We start from the raw sequence: 23,647 nt of genomic DNA, 5'->3' as shown, positions 1-23,647 counted from the left end.
AAATTCAAAGTTAAAATTTTAAAAACTCTGCGCTGTTTATTTCTGAAAAAAATTCGCACTAAAATTGAATACCTTTGTGAAAATTTTTGAAGTGGAATTAATTACAAAATACTTTCCTGATCTCACTGAAGATCAACTATCCAAATTTGAGAAACTAGAGGAGCTTTATAAAGACTGGAATTTGAAGATCAATGTGGTTTCCAGAAAGGATATCGATGAGTTATACATAAGACATGTGCTTCACTCGCTGGGGATCGCGAAATTTCAGGAATTTAAAGCGGGATCCAAAATTATAGATGTGGGTACCGGTGGAGGTTTTCCCGGTATCCCCTTAGCCATACTTTTTCCGGAGGTGAAATTTCACCTGGTTGATTCTATTGGAAAAAAAATAAAAGTAGTGGATGAGGTGGCTGAAGGCCTTCAATTGGAAAACGTAAAGTCCTATAATAGCAGGGTAGAGGAAGTTAAAGGACAATATGATTTTATTGTTAGTCGGGCGGTTGCTGCGATGCCAACTTTTGTGCATTGGACAAAAAATAAAATAGCGAAGAAAAATAAGCACGCAATCAAGAATGGAATTCTTTATTTAAAAGGTGGGGATTTAAGCGAAGAGCTCAAAGATTATCCAAAATCGGAAATCCAGGAGCTCTCAGCATATTTTGAAGAAGATTTTTTCGAGACAAAAAAACTGGTATACCTTCCTTTAAAATATAAATCCTAGCGGTTGATAATGATCTTTTTGGAATACTGTCCTTTTTCTGAAAATACCTTGACTATATAAACCGCAGAACTCAAGGTTTTTTCTATAGTTAAGTTGATCACTTCCTGCACCGGAGTATTTTCAAATACACCAAGAGATTGCCCGTTAAGGCTATAAAGTTCTACTCTTTCAATTTTTAAAAGATCAGGATTTTCGAGGATAAGAACTTTCGATTCTCTTAGGTAATCGATATTGAATTGGGTCCCAATCAAAATTTCCTCTACCGGAACTTCGATTACTTCCTCGTCAGTCTCATCTACGGCTACTTCTCCGGGTTTAGCAAAAACTATTTCAAACAAATCATTGAATTCCCCCTCTTCAGCTTCGGCTTTAAATTCATTTTTAGAGAGATTGTGATAGGTGCCATTTTCCTTATCGTGTACATAAATATTGAAACTTTTATCCAAATTTTCAAGATTCTCAATTTCTATGGAAAATTCCCCTGCTTCGCCAACGCGAATCCCAAGAGGTAAAACCTGCTCTTTATCAAAATTTGGAACTGCCTGGATCACAAATTCAGATTCGTTAATAAGCCAGTACATATCTTCTAGATTATCTTCGATTAAAGGCGCGTCATAACCAAGATCAAAATTATTTGTAGTCAATTCATCGGCTGTGACCAGGATCTCACGGTGATAGCCTTTAGGGCCACGATAATGCAAGCGTATTTTAAATCTGTTGTCTTTTGAATAAGTAGATTTAAAAGCTTTTCTAGGATTTTCATGACTTAAGAACTGGCTATCGGCTTTATTCGCTTCAGTAACAAAAACTCTTTGCCCGTTAGTGAACTTTACAGTTCCACCGGAACTAGTGCCACTTCCATTTACATCCTGAACTGTACTGATAAAAAATGCCTGTCCCACCGGGATATACCTTCCGGGATATTTATTCGAAATTTCATCATTGCTGTTAATCCTTTCATCTGTGGAAATGGCCCGTACTTCACCGGCTTTATTTGTGATGGCGTAACCACCAACATAGTCGGCAAGATAATGGGAGTTTTCAGGGCCAAAATGATCCCATAAATAAATACTTCCATTAAATGCACCCAAATTATCATCGATAAATTTAGTTCCATCAATTGCTGAAGGATATGGATTTCCTATGAGCAAATTGCTGCCAGAACTAATTTGTAGTGTGATATCGCCGTTGTTAGGTTTTCCCCGGAAGGTATAGTTTTGATAGTCCTGAACATTTGCCCAGCCCATAGTTCCTTTCATAGTATAACCAATACCGGCGGGCAATAAATCAAGTTCACTAACCTGCGACCATTGCACATAAGTATCGGCATCGCCATTAAAGGTATAGAACCAGTAACTGCTAATATGCTTAGGTCCCGAATACGTATAATCTGCATATTCATACCAGTAATCGAATGAAATTGGACCGGGAATCTGAGGATCAGTTCCGTCATTTAAAACTTCTCCAATTTTATATCCGGAATTATTTCCGGTACCTTGTATACTTACAGGGGAAGTCCAGTAATTGTAGTTGAAACTGTTCGCAGTTCCCTGTTGATCACGTTCCAGGTATCCCAAGCTGGTCTCCTCCAGAATACTTCCGGTGGTTTGAACCAATTGTGATTCGCCGTCAAGATCAATAATACCATTTAAATTAAGATAATGTGAAATAGTGAGAGCTTGACCAGTTGCCGTATTATTATCGCCGGTCATAGTTAGGGTGTTGGATTCAGATAATAAGCCAAGCAGATAAATATCATTAGCTTTTGAGTCTATAGTGTGGGATATTTTGGCAATATTCCATTGAATATCAGTCCCATTAATACCTTTATCATTTGGATAGGACCACCAGTTTTCCTGGGCGTTGCCAATATTTTGATCCCACGTGGACCTACTAGTCCAGTCACCATTTCCTTCTGATATATATGGAAGCGGTGCAGAATTATACTGATTGGTTTCTATGTTCTTCAAGACTCCGTTAACTGGCGTAGCTGAAATATCGATTGTTTCATTACTCACTATTTCATTAGGAAAAAGCTTATAATAGCCAATCAAATTATTCCAGCTTGAGCTGCCGGGAACTATATATTTATTGGTAAGCACAGATCCCTGGATTCCCGCACCTATTGCTTCTACCCTTTGGTTCATTAAGAACCTTAATTGTTCAACAGAAATTGCTTTGTTCCAAATCCTAAGTTCTTCCATCCATCCAGTATAGTAATCTTTGGGAATGGCTGCAGAGGTGCTGTCATAAACTGCTCCAAGCATAAATGGAGCTGAACTAGCGCCAGGGTTCATAGCTGAACTATTTCCAACTTTAATACCATCCACATAAAGTTCAACACTTGAACCGTTGAAAATAACTGCGATATGGTACCATCTATTTGTTCCCACTTTACTGGAAGTAGAAACAGAGTTCGCATTCCATCTAAAAGTAGGAGCGCCATTATTGATAATCAAATCGTAACCCCCTGCATTGGGGTTTGAATAATCCCTTTTTGAAAGGATAGTGCTAACTCCGGAAACCGATTTAGGCCTAATCCAGGTTTCTATGGTAAATGCCCCTAAATTTAAAGAGTAAGTATCTCCCATTATTATATGGTCATCAATCCCGTCAAAATCCAATTGGCTACAATTACCTGAGAATGTAACATTCATATCACTACTGGTTGCGCAAGTTCCATCAGGGTGGGCAATAGTCCATCGAAATGTATAAACACCATTAATTCCTGTAAATTCTGAATTAGGGTTGGAAGGATCGGTTATAGTTCCTCCTGTTCCCGAAACTAAAGTCCATTTCCCGGTGCCTGTTACAGGAGTATTTGCATCAAGTGTAGTAGTATTAAAGCCACACCCAAAATTTTGGTCCGGCCCAGTTTCCGAAATTGTAAGTTGCTCGGGTTGGGTAATAGTAACCGTTTTAATAGCCTGGCAACCATTGGCATCAATAACCGTAATAGTATATTCCCCAGCGCTTAAACCGGTTGCCGTTTGTGTGGTTTGTTCTGAAAGATCGTTCCATAGGTAAGTGTAAGGTTCTCCGGTTTGGTATGGTGTTCCCCCGCTACCTGTAGCTGTTACTTCACCAGTACCTCCAAAACATTCTATATTTTCTATGCTCGTGATAATAGTAACGGGGGTGTCCGGCTGAGTAATTGTGACGGGGGGAATTTGAAATATTGTCCCTTCTGCATCTTTTACCCACACATCATAATCTCCCGCTTTTAATATTCTGAAAACATTATCTGTTTGATAGCCATTTACGGCGTTCTGAATGCTGTACTGGTAAGGAGCACGTCCTCCAGAGGCCCTTACTTCAATGGTGCCCAATTCAGAATCAAAGCAAAGCAATTCATTAGGGATTGCTTTGGCAAACAGAGGTGAGCTTATAATTTCCTGATTGTTGCTGGAATAACATTTGGGGTTTGGTCCCTGTCCACACGTCCATTTTTTATTATTTGAAAATGTAAGGTAAATATTGTCCAATATAATATCATCCCCGCAATTCCATTGGATAGGAATTGTACGGGTTGGATTTGGGACTTCCTCTTTAGAATAAAAACAACCGTTTTCTTTTCTTGTAATGCTTTCCCCTGTATCAATGTTGGTAATGGTATAGGTCATTTCAGCATAAAGTGAATATCTGGTGGAATTACTGCTTAAGTTAATATAAATATATCGTTGCTGCCCATCATTGCAATTAGTGGAGGAAGTTCGATTTCCATTGGCATCCCCTACATAATAGTTATTAATTTCAAAATCATTGGAGCCACAATTATCCCGGTAACATTCTCCAACAAACTGTGTATAATTAAAAGTCTTACTTATGTTCTCAGCATCCGTCACTGTAAGTGTTATCGCTTTATTGCCTGTCGTGCTATATTTTACTTCAATAGATCCAGGTCCGGTAGTGGTTACAGGTGTAGCGTCAGTTCCAAAATTCCATGTATAGGTATAAGGTGCGACTCCTCCTAAAGCAGTAAGGTCTTCTATTTCAAAGTAAGAGGTCCTGATTAAATCTTCCTCTCCCCCACAAATTGAAGTGGGGATAATCTTCGCTTCAAGGATTTCGTTAATTGTAAAAGTAGAGTCAAACTTACAAGCATTTTGATCTATTACGGTAACTTGGTAATTACCGGCAGCTAAATCTGTAGCTGTTTTGGTAGTTTGCAAGACTGCTGTCTCCCCTTCCTTTCTCCATTCATAAGTATATCCTGGTGTCCCGCCCGATGCATTTGCAGTTGCCGACCCGGTTGCCGATAAATAAACCGTTGTCCTGGTCGTAGAAATGCTGGCGCTTAAAGCTGCGGAAGGTTTGTTAATCTGCAATTCGCTATTTAAAACCACTTCGCAACCCGGAAATGCCGCATCGCGAATATAAACTGCATAACTTCCAATGGAAAGATTTTGGAAGGATGAATTAGTCTGCCAGATGGTTCCGTTGATGCTGTATTCATAGGTACCATGTCCCCCAATGGGAGCAGATAGTGTAATGGACCCATCAGTTCCCGCAAAACAACTAACATCAGTTTTGCTCAAGGTTGCGGCAAGTATGTCTGGTTGTGAGATTGTTACCGTTTTCTGTAAAGCACATTCTTTTGCATCTTTTATGAAAATGGTGTGGTTTCCGGCGGAAAGCCCGGTAAAAGTAGTTTCTGTGGTAAAATTAGTGTTGTCAATGGAATATAAATAACTCCCATTTCCCCCTGTAGCAGTCCCTACCGTAATTGTCCCATCATTTCCATTAAAACAAGTCACAGCCGTGCTGGAAGGCGTGGTCATTTCCAATACTTCCGGTTCCCCCACGATTACAGTTTGGGTCAGGGAGCAAGCTTTGTCATCTTTTAAAGTAATAACATAGGTTCCAGCAGTTAAATCTTCAAATTTTTGAGAAGTGCCAAATGTCCCGCCATTGATTGCATAACGATAATTACCATTTCCACCGGAAGGGGTTCCTGCCGTAATGCTCCCATCGGTTCCCCCGTTACAGCTGACCGGTGTGCTTGATGCCGCCGTTGCGGTTAATGCCGGAGGTTCACTTACAGTTATATTTTGGGTGATCTCGCAAGCTTTGGAATCTTTAATAGTCAGGATATAATTGCCAGCGGAGATGTTGCTAAAAGTTGCCGTGGCTTGAAAACTTATTCCATCCATACTATAGGTATAGCTTCCATTCCCACCGGAAGGGGTTCCTGCCGTAATGCTCCCATCGTTTCCCCCGTTACAGCTGACCGGTGTACTTGATGCTGCGGTTGCGGTTAATACCGGGGGTTCACTTACAGTTATATTTTGAGTGACCTCGCAAGCTTTGGAATCTTTAATAGTCAGGATATAATTGCCAGCGGAGATGTTGCTAAAAGTTGCAGTGGCTTGAAAACTTATTCCATCCATACTATAAGTATAGCTTCCATTCCCGCCGGAAGGGGTTCCTGCCGTAATGCTCCCATCGGTTCCCCCGTTACAGCTGACCGGTGTGCTTGAAGCCGCCGTCGCGGTTAATACTTGAGGTTCACTTACAGTTATATTTTGAGTGACTTCGCAGGCTTTAGCATCTTTAATAGTTAGGATATAATTGCCCGCGGAGATGTTGCTAAAAGTTGCAGTGGCTTGAAAACTTATTCCATCCATGCTATAGGTATAGCTTCCATTTCCACCGGAAGGGGTTCCTGCCGTAATGCTCCCATCGGTTCCCCCGTTACAGCTGACCGGTGTACTTGATGCTGCCGTTGCGGTTAATGCTGGAGGCTGATTAATTTCTATAATTTTGGAGCCTGAATTACCAAGTCCATCAGTAACATTTAAAGTATAAGAGCCAGAAGAAAGACCAGATATATCCTCGCTGGGGGAACTATAACTTGGGCCAGACCATGAGTAGCTATAAGTGCCTGGATCACCACCTGTTACAGAAACATTGATGGCCCCATCGTTTCCATTATTGCATGAAACAGCTGTAACCAGGTCTACTGTAATAGTAAGACCGGCTAAACTTTTTGTAGATGCTACAATGCTTAAAGAGAAAACCAGAAAAATGATTAAAATTCCTCCGGATTTCGCCGAGGGGGTAATTTTATACATAGGCGGTTAAATAGATTTTCGTTCGGTGAAAATACATAAAAAACCGATTATAGTAGGTCTGTAATTTGAAAAAGATGTGAATAAGGCGCTATTTAACAGGAATTTAGCTCATTTTATCGATTTTTGAAAATATATAGTAAGAAAATACTTTCTATTAAATATTTATTATTGTATGAAACCGGCAATTTATTCGTCGATAATGATCTTTTTTGAATAGTATCCTTTTTCTGTTTGCACTTTTACAATGTAAACCGCTGAACTTAAGGTTTTTTCGATAATTAAATTAATGACTTTCTTTGGTGGCGTATTTTCAAAAATTCCTATAGACTGGCCGCTAATGCTGAAAAGTTCAACACGATTAATTTTTAAGAGATTCGGATTCTCCAGCACCAGAAGTTTAGATTCTTTCAAATAATCCACATTAAACCCATAAGTGGGGGAAATTCCTTCTTGAGGCTCTCCAATGATTTCATCCTGGGGTTCCGCAAAAACAATTTCAAACTGATCATTGATTGCCCCGGCTTCTGCATCAAAAATAAAGCTTGCCTTGGCTAAATTGTGATAGGTATGATTCTTTTTATTGTGAATAAAAATACTAAAGTTATTATCCAGGTTTTCCATATTTTCAACTTCAATAGAAAACTCTCCCGCTTCACCCAGTTTAACCCCTATAGGTAAGACCTGGTCACTATTAAAGTTAGGAACCGCCTGGATTATATATTCATAATCATTAATAAGCCAGTACATGTCTTCTATATTGTCTTCAATTAAAGGGGCATCGTATCCCAGATCAAAATTATTGGTAGATAATTTATCTGCGGTTAGTAATAATTCCCGATTATAGCCCTGTGGGCCTTTATAAAGCAGTCTTATTTTAAGCCTATCATCTTTGGTATATGTAGATTTAAATCCTTTTCTCGGCGTTTGATGACTTAAAAACTGGCTATCTGTAGGATCGGTTTCAGTTACAAAAGCTCTTTGGTCATTTTTAAATGTAATGCTTCCGCCTGCGCCCATATTTCCGGCAGACATATCCTCTACGGTACTTATGAAAAAAGCCTGGCCTACAGGAATGTAATCTGTGGGATATTTATAAGAATTGGAATTATCATTATTGATTCTTTCATCTATCGAAATTGCACGTACAGCTCCAGATTTATTCGTGATCGCATAACCTCCTATATAATCGGATAGATAATGTGTGTCTTCTTCCCCAAAATGATCCCACAAATAAATGCTTCCATTAAATGAGTTGAGGTTTTTATCTATAAATTTGGTGACACTAATGGCCGAAGGATAGGGATTTCCAACAAGTAAATTACTTCCGGTATTAATATTTAAAGTGATGTCCCCATTGTTAGGTTTTCCGCGGAAGGTATAATTTTGTGTATCTGAAATAGATTTCCAGCCTTTACTTCCCTTCATGCTATAACCTAAACCCACCGGCATAATATCATTTTCAGTAATTCCATACCATTCACTGTAATTATCAGCAGAGCCATTATTAAAGGTATAAAGCCAGTAACTGCTTATATGAATTGCCCCGGAATACGAATAATCTGCCCACTCATACCAAAAATCAAATAGAATATTCCGGGGGTTATCTGGATTTGTTCCGTCACGTAAAACTTCCGCAATTTTATATCCGCTGTTATTTGCCGCACCCTGCACACTCACGGGAGAGGTCCAGTAATTGTAATTAAAACTATTTTCAGTACCCTGTTGATCACGTTCTAAGTATCCAGAACTTGCTTCTTCCAAAATACTTCCTTCAGTCTGTACCAATTGCGATTCACCATCAAGATCTATAATCCCATCAAGGGCAAGATAATGAGAGATAGTTAGTGATTGTCCTGTTTTTACGGAATTAGACCCGGTCATGGTTAATTCTTCTGCTTCAGAGAAAAGAGCAAGCAGGTCAATATTGTTCGTTTTAGAGTCGATCTTATGGGAAATCTTTGCAATATTCCAATTTATGGGATTTCCGTTTATTCCTTTGTCATTGGGGTAAGTCCACCAGTTTTCAGTGGCAGTCCCAATATTTTGATCCCAGGTACTCCTGTTAGTCCAATCCCCTCCTGCTTCAGAAATATAGGGCAGGGGCGCAGAGTTATATTGATCGGTTTCAATATTTCTTAGCATTCCGTTTACAGGATTTGAAGAAATATCTATGGTTTCGCTATTCACTATTTCTGAAGGGAACAAGCGATAATAGCCCAGCAGATTGTTCCAATTTGAAGAGCCTGGAACGGTGTATTTATTGGTGAGGACAGAACCTTCAATTCCTGAACCTGTAGGCTCCACCCGCTGATTCATCAAAAATCGTAATTGCTCTTCAGAAACTGCTTTATTCCATATCCTTAATTCTTCCATCCAGCCGTGGTAATAATTACGGGGAACATCTGGATTTGCAGTATCATAGATACCCCCCAGTAAAAATGAAGCAGAGGTGGGGGCAATATTTGCGGCAGTATTGCTGCCAACTTTAATTCCATCTACGTAGAGATAAATTCCCGAACTGTTTGAAATTACAGCTAAATGGTACCAGCGGTTCGTGCCAATTTTACTCGAGGTGGAAACTGAGGATCCGTTATATCTGAATGTGGGCGCACTATTATTAATGACAAGATCGTAACCACCTGAAGTAATATTAGAAAAATCACGTTTGCTCAAGATCGTTTTTATTCCTGAAACAGATTTAGGTTTTACCCATATTTCTATAGTAAATTCCCCTGAACTCAAATCATATGTGTCACCCATGATCACATGATCATCGACCCCATCAAAATCCAGTTTGCTGCACCCTCCAGTAAAGGTGACTGAAGTGCTTTTACTTTGGGAGCAGCTACCGTCTTCGTGAGCAATTGTCCAAATGAGAGTGTAAGTTCCCGGAGGTGCCGAGAATGAGGAATTGGGATCTAAGTTATTTTCAATCATTCCCCCGGCATCTGAATTAAGAGTATCTAAGGTCCATTTTCCTATTCCTGTTAGTGGGGTATTTGCTACTAGCGTGGTGCTGTTGGTTCCGCATTGAAAAGTTTGAGGTTCGCCTACTTCAGGAATGCTTAGTTGTTCGGGTTCAGTGAGGCTTATAGTTCCTAAAGTCTGGCATCCGTTTGCATCAATGACCGTAACTGTATATTCTCCGGCAATTAAATTACCGGCTGTAGCTGTAGTCTGTTCAGTAGCGTCATTCCACAAATACTGGTAAGCTTCACCTGTTTCGAATGGAGTTCCGCCCGCCGCGACTACAGTAGCTTCCCCAAATTCACCATAACAAAGAGGATTTGTTGCAGAAATTTGTAAAGTAAGAGGATTGGTAGGTTGCAATATGGTGACATCTGGAATTGTGATCACTTCTCCATTATAGTCTTTTACATGAACATTATATTGGCCGGCACTTAATCCGCTAAAAGAATCTTCGGTTTGATACCCGGAAGTTGCACTGGTAATGCTGTAGGTATAAGGGCTCATCCCTCCTGATGCTTTTACATCGATAGTTCCGAAGTTATCCCCATGGCATAATATTTCATTTGGGATTGCTTCAGCATATAGTGGGGTTTCTACAACTTCCTGATTGCTGGAGGAATAACATTTTGGACGTGGTTGGCCCTGACCGCAATTAAAATGCTGGGCGTTATTGCTAAAAGTTAAATAAATATTTTGGAGCGTTACAATATCGCCACAGGCAATATCAATTGGAATTGTCCTGGCAATAACCGGGATGTCCTGTCGTTCATAAAAACATCCATTTTCAATAAAGGTTGAAATAGCTCCCGTGGAAAGATTTTTTACCGTATACGTTAATTCTGCATATAGGGAATAGCGGGTAGATTGACTACCGAGATTAATATAAATATATTTTTGATCTGCGGAATTGCAATTGAAGGAGGTGATTTTATTCCCATTTTCATCTCCAATAAAATAATTTTCACCTATAAAATCATTCGATACACAATTGGGACGGTAGCATTGGCCTACAAAATGCTCCAATGTAAAGGTTTCACTTACATTTTCAACATCGGTTACTGTAAGGCTAATAACTTTATTGCCAACAGCCGTGTAATTAATTTTGTGAGACCCGGTTCCAGTAGCATTTTGAGGAACGGCGTTATCTCCAAAATCCCAGGAATATTGATAGGGTCCAACACCTCCAATTGCTGTTGTATTTAGAACTTCAAAATAGGATGTGCGTATGGCATCTTCTTCCTCACTTTCACAAATAGATGTGGGCAGAATTTCAGCAAAAAGTTTGTCAATTATCGTAATAGTTGTTTGGAAGGAACATCCTTTACTGTCCTTTACAGTGACTTCATAATCACCTGCAGGTAAATTAGTAGCGGTTTTCGTCACCTGTATAACGGTAGGACTTCCTGCAATTCTCCATTCGTACGTATAGCCGGGCGTTCCGCCACTGGCATTTGCTGTAGCTGTTCCGGTGGAAGAACCATACGATGTAGTTCTGGTGGTAGTGACATTGGCGGTTACTGCAGAAGATGGTTGGGTTAAGACAACAGTATTAAGGAGTATTGAACAATCAGGATAATTGGCATCTCTTATAAAAACATCATGGGAACCACTTTTTAAATTTTCAAAAACTGCTGAAGGTTGCCAGTTTAAATTATCCAGACTAATTTCATAATTACCGTGACCCCCTGAAAATGAACTAAGAGTGATAGTGCCATCAGCGCCATCGAAACAGCTAATATTCTTTGGAGAAATACTGGCATTTAATAGTTCAGGTCCAGAAACTGTGACAGTTTGCTGTAGTGCACATCCGTTAGCATCTTTTACAAAAATGGTATGGTTGCCGGCTGGAACGTTCAAGAAGGTAGGGGAAGTGGTGAAATCTACATTATCAATCGAATATTGAAAATTTCCACTTCCGCCAGTCATACTACCTACGCTAATTGTTCCGTCGGCTCCATCATAACAGGATGTTGGTATACTGCTAGGAGCGGTCATCACTAAAAGATCGGGTTCAGTGATGACAACTGTTTGAACTATTTCACAATTTTTAGAATCCCTTATTTTTAGATTATAGGTTCCGGCTGCCAGATCGCTGAACATTTTTGATGAGCTAAAACTGCCATTTTCCAAGGCATAGGAGTAGTCGCCATTTCCTCCCGAAGGAGTTCCTGCGGTAATACTACCCTCGTTACTTCCAAAACAGGTAAGATGTACCAAAGTAGGTTCTGTTGAAATAAGTGGGGCTGGTTCATTCACGATAATATCCTCTGTAGCGGTACAAATATTGGCGTCCTTTACATATACAGTGTAGTTTCCGGCAGAAATATTCAAGAAGTCCAAGGTGGTTTGCCAGCTGGTGCCGTCGATACTGTATTCATAGGGTGCAGTTCCTCCCAATACATTTCCTACGGTTATGCTAGCATCACTTCCTCCATTACAGGAAACAGGAGCAAAGGTTGATCCTGATATAACTAATTGTTCAGGTTGGGTTATGGTAATTGTTTCGCTCTTTTCACAAGAGTTTGCGTCTTTGGCATAAACTGTATAATCTCCTGCCGGTAATCCCGTAAATTCTAAAGAATCCTGATAGGAACCAGATGCAATTTTAAATTGATAAGGGGGATTACCACCGTTTGGGTTTGCCGCAGTAATGATACCGGTAGAAGATCCAAAGCAAGAGACCGGTGTAGCGGTTGAGCCGGAAAATATTAATTCAGACTGATTTGCTATGCTTATATTTTCAGTAGCGGTACATCCATTACTATCTTTTACGGTAAGGGTATAGGAGCCTGGACTTAGATTTTCAAAGATTTTTGAAGTTTGATAGGATCTACCATTGATTTTATACTGGTAAGGCAGCGTAGTCGTCGAAGTTCCGCCCGTAGCACTCCCGGCAGTAATTGTTCCCGTATTCTGCCCAAAACATGTTGGCGGGGTAGAGGTAGATCCTGTAATCGTTACCGGATCTGGTTCGGTAAGCGAAATTGTTTTGTAAGCTGTACATCCTTCAGAATCTTTTACTCCTAATATATAATCACCTGCCTCTAGATTGCTAAAATTCTTTTTGTTTTGCCAAACACCACCACTAATATTGTAGGTATACGAGCCACTGCCACCTGTGATATCCATATTTACTACCTGCCCGTCTTTATTCCCTTTACAAGTGGGTTTTGCTAAATCTTCATTTAAGATCTGCAGTTCAGGATTTTCAGTAAGGGTGACGGTAATTGAGCCAGAATTTGAACTTCCGTCGGTAACATCCAGGGTATATGTCCCGGCGAATAAATTTGAAATATCTTCAAGATTGGAGCTATATCCATCTGGGCTCGTCCAGCTGAATGTATAAGTTGATGCATTTCCACCACTAACGGAAACATTTATTATCCCGGTTGAGGTGCCAAAACATGCAATATTGGTTGAGCTTTCCAGAGTAATCTGGATACCTGCTACTTCTTTATTGGAAGCAACTAGAAAGCTTAGCGTAAAAAGGAGGCTTAGCAAGACACCTCTGATTTTCGCCGAGGGAGTAATTTTATGCATAGGCTAACAATAAATTTCCTATCGTTAAAAGTAAGCATAAAATCGATAAAATGTAAAAAAGTAATTTTTATTTTATAATAAATCGCTAGAAAGCAACGATATATGATATTATGAAATGATTTTAATTTATATAAATGTAAGAAATATAGTACTTTTATTTAATGACTATCTTTTTAATATTTATCCCCTCTTCACAAAGAGTATGAACAATATAAATTCCAGATCTAACGGGCCTTATACTTAAGTAAATTTCACTATCGCTTCTTAGATTATTATATTCCTGAATCAGTTTTCCTCCCATATCGAAGATCATCACCTTTTCAACATCAAGCTTATTGTAATTAGATATTTTAACTTTTTTGTCAAAAACACTGTACGATACTCCAATGCCTTCAATAATAGGAAGCTCACCAATGGGTTCCTCAACAGGTTCTTCCACAATTGGGGGTTCTTCATCTACGACTGCTTCTTTAAAGAAAACAATTTCAAATCTATTTTTGATTTCCCCAGCATCTGTTTGGGCAGTATATTTTTCTGTGAAAATAGCATGAATGGAATCCTTGAGTTTGTCCCTTAAATAAACAGGTTTACCTTCAGGCCAGTTCTCTAATTTTTCAATTTCTATTTTGAATTCACCACCTTCTTTAGTTTTTATAGCTAATGGAAGAACCCGTTCGTCTTCAAAATCTGGTACAGCCTGGATTACATAAGGTTGATCGTTGACCAGCCAGTACATATCTTCCATGTTATCCTCAATTAATGGCGCGTCATATCCAAGATCAAATCCATTAGTTGTACTCTCATCTCTTGTTACCAGTAACTGCCTGTTATATCCCGAAGGAGAATAGAAATTAATTCTAATTTTTGCCCTTTCGTCTTTTTGAGCGGTAGCCTGAGCTTTTCCTTTTGAAGGTGTTTCATGGGAAAGGAAAATTGAAGGATCGTTTGATTCTGTTGCATAAATTCGTTGGGTATTGTTAAATACTATATTACCTCCCTGTATATTTATACCAGCTGTTGCTGCTGCCGGATCTGTAACGCTGTTTAAAAAGAATCCCTGTGCAACGGGTATATATTGCATGGGTTCTTTGCCACCACCACCACTTTCAGCGGTAATTCTTTCATCATTACTTATGGCTTCAACCCCTCCAGCCAGGGTATAAGCTGCATAACCGCCTATATATTCTTCAAGGATATGGGTTTGATTGGCATAATGATCCCAGAAATAAATCACTCCATTAAACACATTTTTGGTGTTTCTACCCCCGGCGACGTTTAATAAATTATCCCGAATAAATTCATTTGCATCCATTGCTGAAGGGAATGGGTTGCCCACCAAATAATTTTGATCTGGGGCAATGCTTAACGAGGTCGTAGGAATATCACCATTATTAGGTTTGCCGCGGAAAGCATAATTTTGTAGTTGACTTAATCCTACCAATCCGGTAGTACCTTTCATAGAATATCCTGCTGCAACAATTTCTTTAGTTTGGGAGCCTAAGAAGTTCCAGTCAGCATAAAGATCAGCCTTGCCTGCCCTGAAATCCCAAATCCATTCTCTACTAATAGTGATGGGTGAAGTTAATCCACCATCTGCGGAATAGTAGCCATCAACAAAATTTACCTTAGCGCCAGCTGCAGGATCCCACATTACATTCTCTAAAGTATAACCTGAGTTGTTATCAGTTCCCTGGTCACTTACAGGACTACTCCAATAATTATAATTATAACTGCTTTGTCTTCCCTGTTGTTCCCTTTCCAACCAACCCTTACTGCTATTGGCTAAAATACTACCATGATCCTGTAATAATTGAGATTCACCTTCAAGATCCATATTACCATCTAAGAGCAGATAGTGTGAAATTCTGATTGGATGATCGGCATTGATGGTTAGAACTTTATCAATCGTTTCAGAAAGTATACCTAGCATGGTTATGTCCTTCCCTTCAGAGGTGATATTATGGTTTATCCTGGCAATATTCCATTTGATACCATCGCTATTTGGGGGATCCCAAACTGTTGGTCGGGCCCAGGTGCCATCGGTAGCCCACGCACCATCCTGTCCTGATAAATAAGGGGTGGGTGATGTGTTTTCCTGATCTGTGGTAATATTATATAACCTACCATTAATTCCATTTAAAGATAAATCTGGAGTATAGCCGGCCTGAGGTTCCTGCTCAGCAGGGAAGCTAATTAAACCAGCAGGATCCGGATTATTCGAAATAAGCCTGTAATACCCTGCGAGGTCGTTCCAGGTAAGGTCATAGAACCGAACTCCATCCTGGTCAAGATTAAAATTCCCCTCGGTATAATAACTACCTGCAACAGAAAGGTTAGGGACAACCTCTCCTTCAACGGTATTTCCTGCTCCTTTGGAGGATAGTTGGAGACGCTGATTCATCATAAACCGAATTTGCTTTTCAGTCAATTCTTTGTTCCAGATCCTCATTTCATCGATCCAACCGGAGAAATGATGCTCGGTAGTCTTACTGGTAGAATTCCACCTGGCGCCAATTATTGTTTTATTTGTTCCGTTTCCATTAATTGTTATAGAGCCTGCGCTGTTTCCATCTACGTACAATTTTCCGCTATTATTAACAGCAATATGGTACCATCTGCCATTTGTGGTAATTCCGGGAAGGTTCTCCATTTGAATATCAAATCCGGGCCCTGATATAATACTTCCGGTTGAAGCTTCCGGTCTAATCCAGGTTTCTATAAAATAATTACCGGTAAAGTTATTTCCGAGATCCACATAATCATCTATACCATCAAAATCTAAAGTTGTACAATCAATAACTTCAAATATTGCATCTATATGATTAAGAATACATGGGTTCGCTGGTAGGTCCATTTCACCTTCTACAGGGGTGATCTTAGGAGTAATTTTCCAGCGTAGAGTATAAGATCCACCCATTGTAGGTTGAAAAATGGCGTTTGGATCATTAATTCCCGATAGTTCTGGATCATTATTAAGAAAATGATTTTGAGAAAAAGTATAACCGGCCGGTGCGCTTATAACCTCCCAGGCCACAGTAGAACCATCGCCTTCGGGAAATTCGGTAATTTCACCTTCCTGTGTTCCTGCAGTTATGGAGGCAGATAAATTGACATTTAAATTGCCACATTCACCAACTTCTGCAGTAGCAGTAGATTCGTAGGTATCATAAACATATACCTTAACCGTTTCTGAATTCTCCGCAGTTTCACATGGATCGCCATTCGTATCGAAAACTAAGGCAGTCCTTACTTCAAAATGATTCCATCCAATTTTTTCAGGAATAAACTGTACCGTCTCCTGATTTACTTCTCCAATCTGCAATAATTCATTATCGGGATTCTCAAGACTTTCATCATAATACCAGATAAGTTGAACATCCTGAGGTCCTTCCGGGACTTTAATATTATCCAGGGTCCACACATCACCATCACGCGCCCCGGTATAATTAAACCTGATTCTCAGGTTACTTCTACCCATATAATTACCTAAGTCAATCGTCATTTGGTTAACTCCAGGTGTACCATCTCCAAAATGGTCATAATTTCCACTACTTGCAGGTCCGGTTATGGAATATAAAATGGGCTCGGTGGAATAAGATGAACCCCCATTCGTGGATATTTCAACCTGTATTTTAGCACCTGCGGTTAAGTTGAACGCCTGATCAAAGGTTAAGATCGCCTCATCTATTCCCGTTAAAGAAAAAACCGCTGTTTCCAAGGTGGAAGTATTGTTTCCTGATACAATAGCAAATCCTTTATTCCCCTCCGACTCTAAAGAAGTATCCCATCTTTGAAGCGAGGTTGCATTTGTGTTGATATTTGCGGTGATGAAGTTGTGCGGATTAGTTCTCAACCATTTATCTGGACGAATATTATCTGCATCAGAACTGAAGTTATAATTTGAATTACCATTTTTATCGGTTATTCTCCAGCCTTTATTGGTGATTGAAGAATTATCGAAAGCCCCGCCTTCGAATTTCCCGTATTCTGCGCCATATCCTGTACTGGAGTTTAATGTTATGGTATCCCCAAGACATAAGGTACGTGGATCAACTGAAACAGGGGCGGGTTGAATATCAGAAGGGATTACACTTATAATTGCGGTTTGGGAAAATTTATTTGGTGAACAGGCTCCACTGGTCATTTCAACCCTGAAAACTGTAGTTTCATTATTCACCACACTTTCAATCTGGGATGCAATTAAAGAGGTGCCAATAAAATTTGAACCATCGGAATTTTTAACTATAGACCAGGTAGGATCGGAATCCCCGCGATATCTCCATGCCACAACGGTACCAGCCTCTCCGCTTAATTCAAGGGGAACTGCATAGCCTGAAATTGCAGATTCACAAATCATGAATAGTCTTCCAATATTGGTCCCACCATCAACAAAATTTAATTCTCCGCCTACCGGAAGAGGATCGATAGTGATACTCGCGTAGGTATATTTTGCTTCGCAAACTCCACTTTGTACTTGCGTTCTAAAGGTGGTGGTTTGAGTTAATCCTGAAAAAGCCTGGGTATTAATGGTACCAGATAACGTTGTCCAGGTTGCCGTCTCCCCTTCAGCAATCACTCCCGGAGCACTTTCCCAGCTGATAATTTCACCGGTATAGCCTGATAGGATTAATTGTCCTGATGCATTGCTAATACAAACGCTGGTGGGTGCAGTGATTGTTCCTGCAATTGTAGGTGGATCTACGGTGATGGTTACGGAATCTATGTTAATACATCCAAATTCATTGGTTGCAGTTAAATTATAGGTAGTAGTTGTAGTTGGACTCACTGTAACGCTGCTGCCAGATAAAGGATTTCCAGTGTTTCCCTCCCAGTTCCATGAAAAAGTAGTCGTATTTCCGGTATTAGAATCAGATGCAGTGAGATCAATGCTACTGCCTTCGCAAATAGTAGCATCATCAGAAATGCTGATCACGGGTAATTCTTTAATTTTTACAGTAATGCTGGATCTTGGTCCTTCACATTCGCTTAAATTCGTTTGGCTAACCCAGTAATCCAGATCTCCGGAAGCAGCTGTAGGTGGGGTAGGAGCGGTTTCCAGTTTTTCAATTGAAGTTTCAGAAGTGTACCAGTTTAAGGTATGGTCGGTATCCGGAGTAACGGAAAGTTGTTCCGCAGTTGCGCCCAAACAATAAATTATTTCAGCATTAGTGATCGTTGGTGCAACGGGAAGGGCGTTAATAATAACTTTTATTTCAGCCAGTTCACTCTCACAATAAACCGGAGTTTGAGAAACATAATAGGTAGTGGTACCCACAACATCTGAGGTTGGTGTTGGAGCGGTTTGGGACGGGGTTTCATCATCTAGGCTGTCATACCAAAGAAGATTGGTGCCTTCAGCAGTAAGGGCAACAACATTTTCGCCAATACAATACATTACATCGGCAACAATTGGCGGGGTTGGTACAGGATCAACGTCAAGTTTAAACGAATTTGATGTTGCGATGGGACAGGTAAATCCATTATCGGAACCGTCAATAAGTACCGCATATTCGGCTTCATCGGCTTCTTCAACAGTTGTAATAGTTAATGTACCTTCATATACAGTGAAATTCAGGCCTTCATAATCATTTCTCTCGATTAGTTCGGTGCTGTAATCGCCGGAAATTGTAACGGGAGTTCCATTAGCATATACCCAGGTGAAGTTAAGTGGTGCACCATTGGCATGGGCAACAAATTTAAAAGTGACATCGGTACTTCCATCTGCACACACCTTTACATCTGTTGCAGGTTCAATAATTATAATATCTTCATCAACGTTTAGGGTGGCAGGATCTGAAGTTACAACAGACTCCCCATCTGGAGTACAGGCATTTGTCCCGGTAACCTGTACATAATATTCGCCGGCATCTTTTGAAGTAGCCACATTCAATAAAAGGGTGGCAGCTTTTGCTCCAGGTATTAGGACTCCATCTTTAAACCATTGGTAAGCTAAATCATCTCCGGTCGCAGTAATCGAAAATTCAGCATTTTCAGTAGAACAAATTCCTATATTGGCAGGCTGGCTGGTGATTGAAACTTTTTCGTAAACTACAATATCTAAAGTGACCTCTTTAGCTTCGCAGCCCCCGCTGGCAGGAATCTCATATTTAATTATATAATCATTTGGAGCATTATTAGCGGGAACAAATGCTCCAGTTTGCGGATTGATATCTAAACCCGTAGCACTAAAAATCCCATTCTCATACGCTCCAATTCCACTCAGGCCGGGAGTATGCGTATTGGTATCTGCGGTACAAAATTCAACCTGATTATCGGTAAATGCTATAATTGCTTCAGGATCTGGAGAAACGCTAATAGTTGCTTCCGAAGAAATAGTATTGCTACAATTAGGATCATCGCTATAGGCAATAGATTGGACCGAATAAACATAATTGGTGTTGGCATTGGAAGTAGCTGCCAGCTTGCCGGTATTTAAAACGACACTTCCCGATGCATCTATAGCAACCGTTAAAGGATTGGTGTTATTTCCATTAAGTATATAAGTAACTACAGTATTGGGAGTACCTGTAAAGGTTAATTCCGCCTCTTCTTTATCGCAAATTGAAGAAGTTCCGGTTACTTCCACGCTGGGCGTTTCCCTTACATTTAGTGTAGCTGCATCTGATGTTTTTACGGAACAAAGATTTCCGCTGCCACCGCTTATCTCCACATAATAATCACCGGAATCTTCAATACTCGCATTGTTAAAAGTAAGTGTTGAGGAGATCGCCCCGGAAACCGCATTTCCTGCACCAGGAATGCCTTTAAACCATTGATAGGTATAACCGGAATTTAAAGCCGTCCCACCTGAAGTTGCGGTAAAAGTGATTTGGGCCGTTCCGTTTTCACACACACTAAGATCTTGTGGTTGTTCTGAAATAATGACATTTTCATCTACAATCAATGCTGCTGAATTGGACACTACCGAAGTACATGGTAAAATACCTTTGATTTCAACCAAATAATTGCCCGCATTGGCCGAAGTAATACCAGATAAGTTTAAAACGGCATTAGTGCCCCCGGAAATTTCATTTCCAGCTGCAACAGAATTTTTATACCATTGATAGGTTAATCCGTCGCCAGTCGCACCAACCTGAAACTGTACATCGCTGCCCTCGCAATTTTGAACAGCAACCGGTTCACTGGTCACGACTATTTTTTCATAAATAGATACATCAGCCGTAATTTCTACTTTCTCACATCCACCTGCTACGGGGGTAGAATAAGTCACTTTATAAGTCCCGGGAGTTACAGTTGAAGGATTGAAAACACCTGTAGAAGCATTAATAATTGTAGATAATGCTCCTGTTGCTGTATAAGTTCCATTTTGCCATGCCCCGCTTCCCGCAGTAAATGTTGGAGCCAGGGTGGTAGCAGAGGTACAAACATTTCCATAAGACATGCTTACATTTGGTACGGCATTTACCTTAATAGTAGCTGATCCTGTAAAAGTTTTAGAACACCCTGTTCCTGCAGTATATTGAGAACTTACAAGATTATAGGTAGTATTTGTGTTTAATGCCGCGGTGGTATAGGTGGCAGAACCAGAATCTCCAATTTGAATGGTTTGATTGCTTCCCGTCCCTATTTTATAAGTTACCGTTGTATTGGGTGTACCTGTAAAAACAACATTAGCAGTTTGTCCGGCACAAATTTCAGCAGGTGCAGTAATGGTGATTGTTGGATCTGGTTTAAAGGTAAGGATCATAGAATCTTCACCTGTACCAGTTCCACAAATTCCACTGGTGTTCCCTGTGGTAGGTTTAGGCACCTTCACAGTAATGGTTACTTGTCCTAAATTATAGTCTGCCTGCGAAGGTTTGTAAGTGTAATTAAAATTTCCACGTACGCCAGTCGGCTGGTTAGGAAACGTACCCGATCCGCTAGTGGTAAATGTTGGATCAAATTTCGAACTTCCAAATTCCGCAGAACCTGTTAATGTTATATTCGGGAATGACTGAAGCTTACAAACAGTAATATCTTCACCGGCTGAAGTGACAATATGATTTTGAATTTCAATATTCCCATAAGCTACCCTGTTGCTGGTTCCACAATTATTAACGGCTTCAACATACACAGTTTTCGTACCGGAAACCGCCGCAGAAGAAATACTTACCATGATGGAATTTGTCCCCTGACCGGAAGCTATGGACCATCCAGCATCGGGTAAAATCCAGTTATAAGAATCTGCATTGGAAATGGGGGCAACTGTAAAAGGTATATTTGTTACTGGTGGACATACATTCTTATTGGTGTCCAATTTTGTAGACGAGATGGCACCTAAAGTAACAGGAGGTGCATCTTCAGTAGTAACACTTAAACTAATAGCGCTACTTGGTCCACAACTATTTTCGGCATAAACTGATATATTCCCATCTGTAGTTCCTGCACTAACTTTAATAGAGGTAGTTCCATTTCCTGCCGTAATATTCCATCCTGTGGGTACTGACCATACATAATTTGAAGCATTATTAATCATAGGAATTGAATAGGTAAGCCCGCCTGAACTTGCACAAACATCTATTTCTCCCGAGATCGTTTCTGAATTAATTACAGGCGCTGGTTTTTTAACAGAAACCGCAAATGTTGCATTCACCTCACCACAAAGATCACTTTTGGCCGTTGCAGTAATATTTCCATTTTGATTATAATTTCCCGCCTTAACATTAAGAGTGTTAGAAGCCTGACCTGAGGTGATGGTCCATCCCGTAGGGACGGTCCAGTTATAAGAATCAGCTTTGGCATCGGTAGGAATTGAAAAAACTGCAGGATCACCGGGACAAAATTCATTCCCTCCGTTACTGGTAATAGTAATTACATCAGGTTTTCCATCATCAATGCTTATGGATCTTGTACTTCCGCTAATTGAAGTATAGCTAGCGGGATCTATGCATTCATTTACGGCAATAACCTTAAGATTTCTGGTGCCAGTTGCCCCGGAATTAAAACTTAGAGTGGCCCCGTTTTGACCATTCTGTACTATATTATCCACATACCAAACATAACTATCTGCATATTGTACAGCGTCAACCGTATAGGAAACTGTGGTATTGGGACACGCAATAATTTCACCTGAGATTGGACCCGGATCATTGGGTGCCGGTTCATTAACAGTAACAGCAAGAGACCTTACATCACTATCTAAACAATCATTACTTGCAATTACCGTAATATTGCCATTCTGATTATAATTGCCCGCTGTAACATTAACTGTATTCGTATCCTGGCCAGAAATTATGTTCCAACCGGCTGGGACGTTCCATGTATAGGTGACTGAAGGATCATTCGTAACACTAAAACTTAATGCCTCTCCCGGACAAATTAAACCGGGGTTGGATATGGCTGAAGGGGTAGCAGGCTTTCCAGGCCCTACGTTGATACTTAAAGTTTGGTCACTACTTGCGCCACAGTCATTGATCGCCTTTACTTTTAAAATTTTCCCGTTTCCAACAGCACCAACAGAAATTGATATGGAATTTGAAGTGGAGCTTCCCGTCCATCCTGAAGGGAGTGTCCATTGATAGGATGTGGCCCTATCTACAGCCGCGATCGCATAGGTATGATTGTTTGTATTGGGACATAAAACTATATCTCCGCTAATCGCTGCAGGAGTATCCGGAATAGCTGATTTTAGGGTTATGGGAAGAATATTGCTTTCAAAATCATCCACACAGGGAGTAGATGAAGTCATGAATAATTGTACCTGGTCGTTATTGCTGAAATTATTATAAGAGAATGATGCAGCAGTTCCCTGTTGGGTTCCATTTACCCTCCAGCTATAAGTTGGGCTCGTTCCCTGGTTGCTAGGAGAAGCAGTAAAATTCACCGTGGTGCCAGGGCATATATTCGTATTAGCAGTACTTATAGTTACTGAACCTGTTTTCACCTGGTTTACGGTAAGGGTAGCTGAAGAAGATCCATTATAAGTTTGTTCCTCATTCTGACCCTGACAATAAGTTATATTCAATCTAAACTTGGAATTATTTTGAATCGCAGTGTAATTAATAAGATCTTTTGAATTGGCATTAGTGATATCTGTCCATCCGCCCGAACCTATCTTTTCCTGCCATTGGTAGCTAGGATTAGCTCCTCCTGTTGCTGTAATAGTAGAATTTACAGTAATAGATGCATCTGAACAAACAGTAGAGGAATCCTGAATGCTTGCGCTGATAGTAATACTGCTTGGATTATCTGTGCATTGAGCATTAACCTTAGAAGAATTAAGACTAAGGAAAGAGATAAATATATAAACTAATAAAGAAAGTAATTTTTTCCCCATAGTAACCCAGGTTTAAATTTTCACAAAACACAATATAATGTAGGGTCGTAAATAGTGGGGCTC

General features: G+C 40.1%; 4 protein-coding genes. 1 reads left to right on the top strand and 3 read right to left on the bottom strand.

Annotated elements, in window-relative coordinates; genetic code table 11:
• Window positions 1-91: 91 nt before the first annotated feature.
• A complete protein-coding gene (rsmG, locus tag DHD80_RS02205; protein ID WP_251739329.1) occupies window positions 92-721 on the top strand; it encodes a 16S rRNA (guanine(527)-N(7))-methyltransferase RsmG in 630 nt (209 codons plus the stop codon).
• On the opposite strand, the gene DHD80_RS02200 is transcribed toward rsmG, so the two are convergent.
• The 3 genes from DHD80_RS02200 to DHD80_RS02190 all read right to left on the bottom strand — a co-directional run bounded on the left by DHD80_RS02200 (window position 718) and on the right by DHD80_RS02190 (window position 23,584).
• Window positions 718-6,795, bottom strand: coding sequence for a LamG-like jellyroll fold domain-containing protein (locus DHD80_RS02200; RefSeq protein ID WP_251739256.1), 6,078 nt, complete (start codon window positions 6,793-6,795; stop codon window positions 718-720). The two genes, rsmG and DHD80_RS02200, sit on opposite strands and share 4 nt — an antisense overlap.
• 186 nt (window positions 6,796-6,981) lie before the next feature.
• Window positions 6,982-13,305, bottom strand: a complete 6,324-nt coding sequence (locus DHD80_RS02195; protein ID WP_251739254.1) for a LamG-like jellyroll fold domain-containing protein — start codon at window positions 13,303-13,305, stop codon at window positions 6,982-6,984.
• Window positions 13,306-13,459: 154 nt separating this feature from the next.
• Window positions 13,460-23,584 (bottom strand): T9SS type A sorting domain-containing protein, encoded by a 10,125-nt coding sequence (locus DHD80_RS02190; RefSeq protein ID WP_251739252.1) that lies wholly within the window; start codon window positions 23,582-23,584, stop codon window positions 13,460-13,462.
• Window positions 23,585-23,647: the final 63 nt, after the last annotated feature.

It is taken from the genome of Gramella sp. AN32 (assembly GCF_023718305.1).
Taxonomy (GTDB): Bacteria; Bacteroidota; Bacteroidia; order Flavobacteriales; family Flavobacteriaceae; genus Christiangramia; species Christiangramia antarctica.
The sequence above is the reverse complement of the archived record's forward strand: the minus strand, read 5'-3'. Positions and strand labels throughout refer to the sequence as shown.

Coding starts and splice junctions, on each gene's coding strand:
- DHD80_RS02190 (WP_251739252.1), bottom strand. CDS start 23,584: ATGGGGAAAAAATTACTTTCTTTATTAGTTTATATATTTATCTCTTTC.
- DHD80_RS02200 (WP_251739256.1), bottom strand. CDS start 6,795: ATGTATAAAATTACCCCCTCGGCGAAATCCGGAGGAATTTTAATCATT.
- DHD80_RS02195 (WP_251739254.1), bottom strand. CDS start 13,305: ATGCATAAAATTACTCCCTCGGCGAAAATCAGAGGTGTCTTGCTAAGC.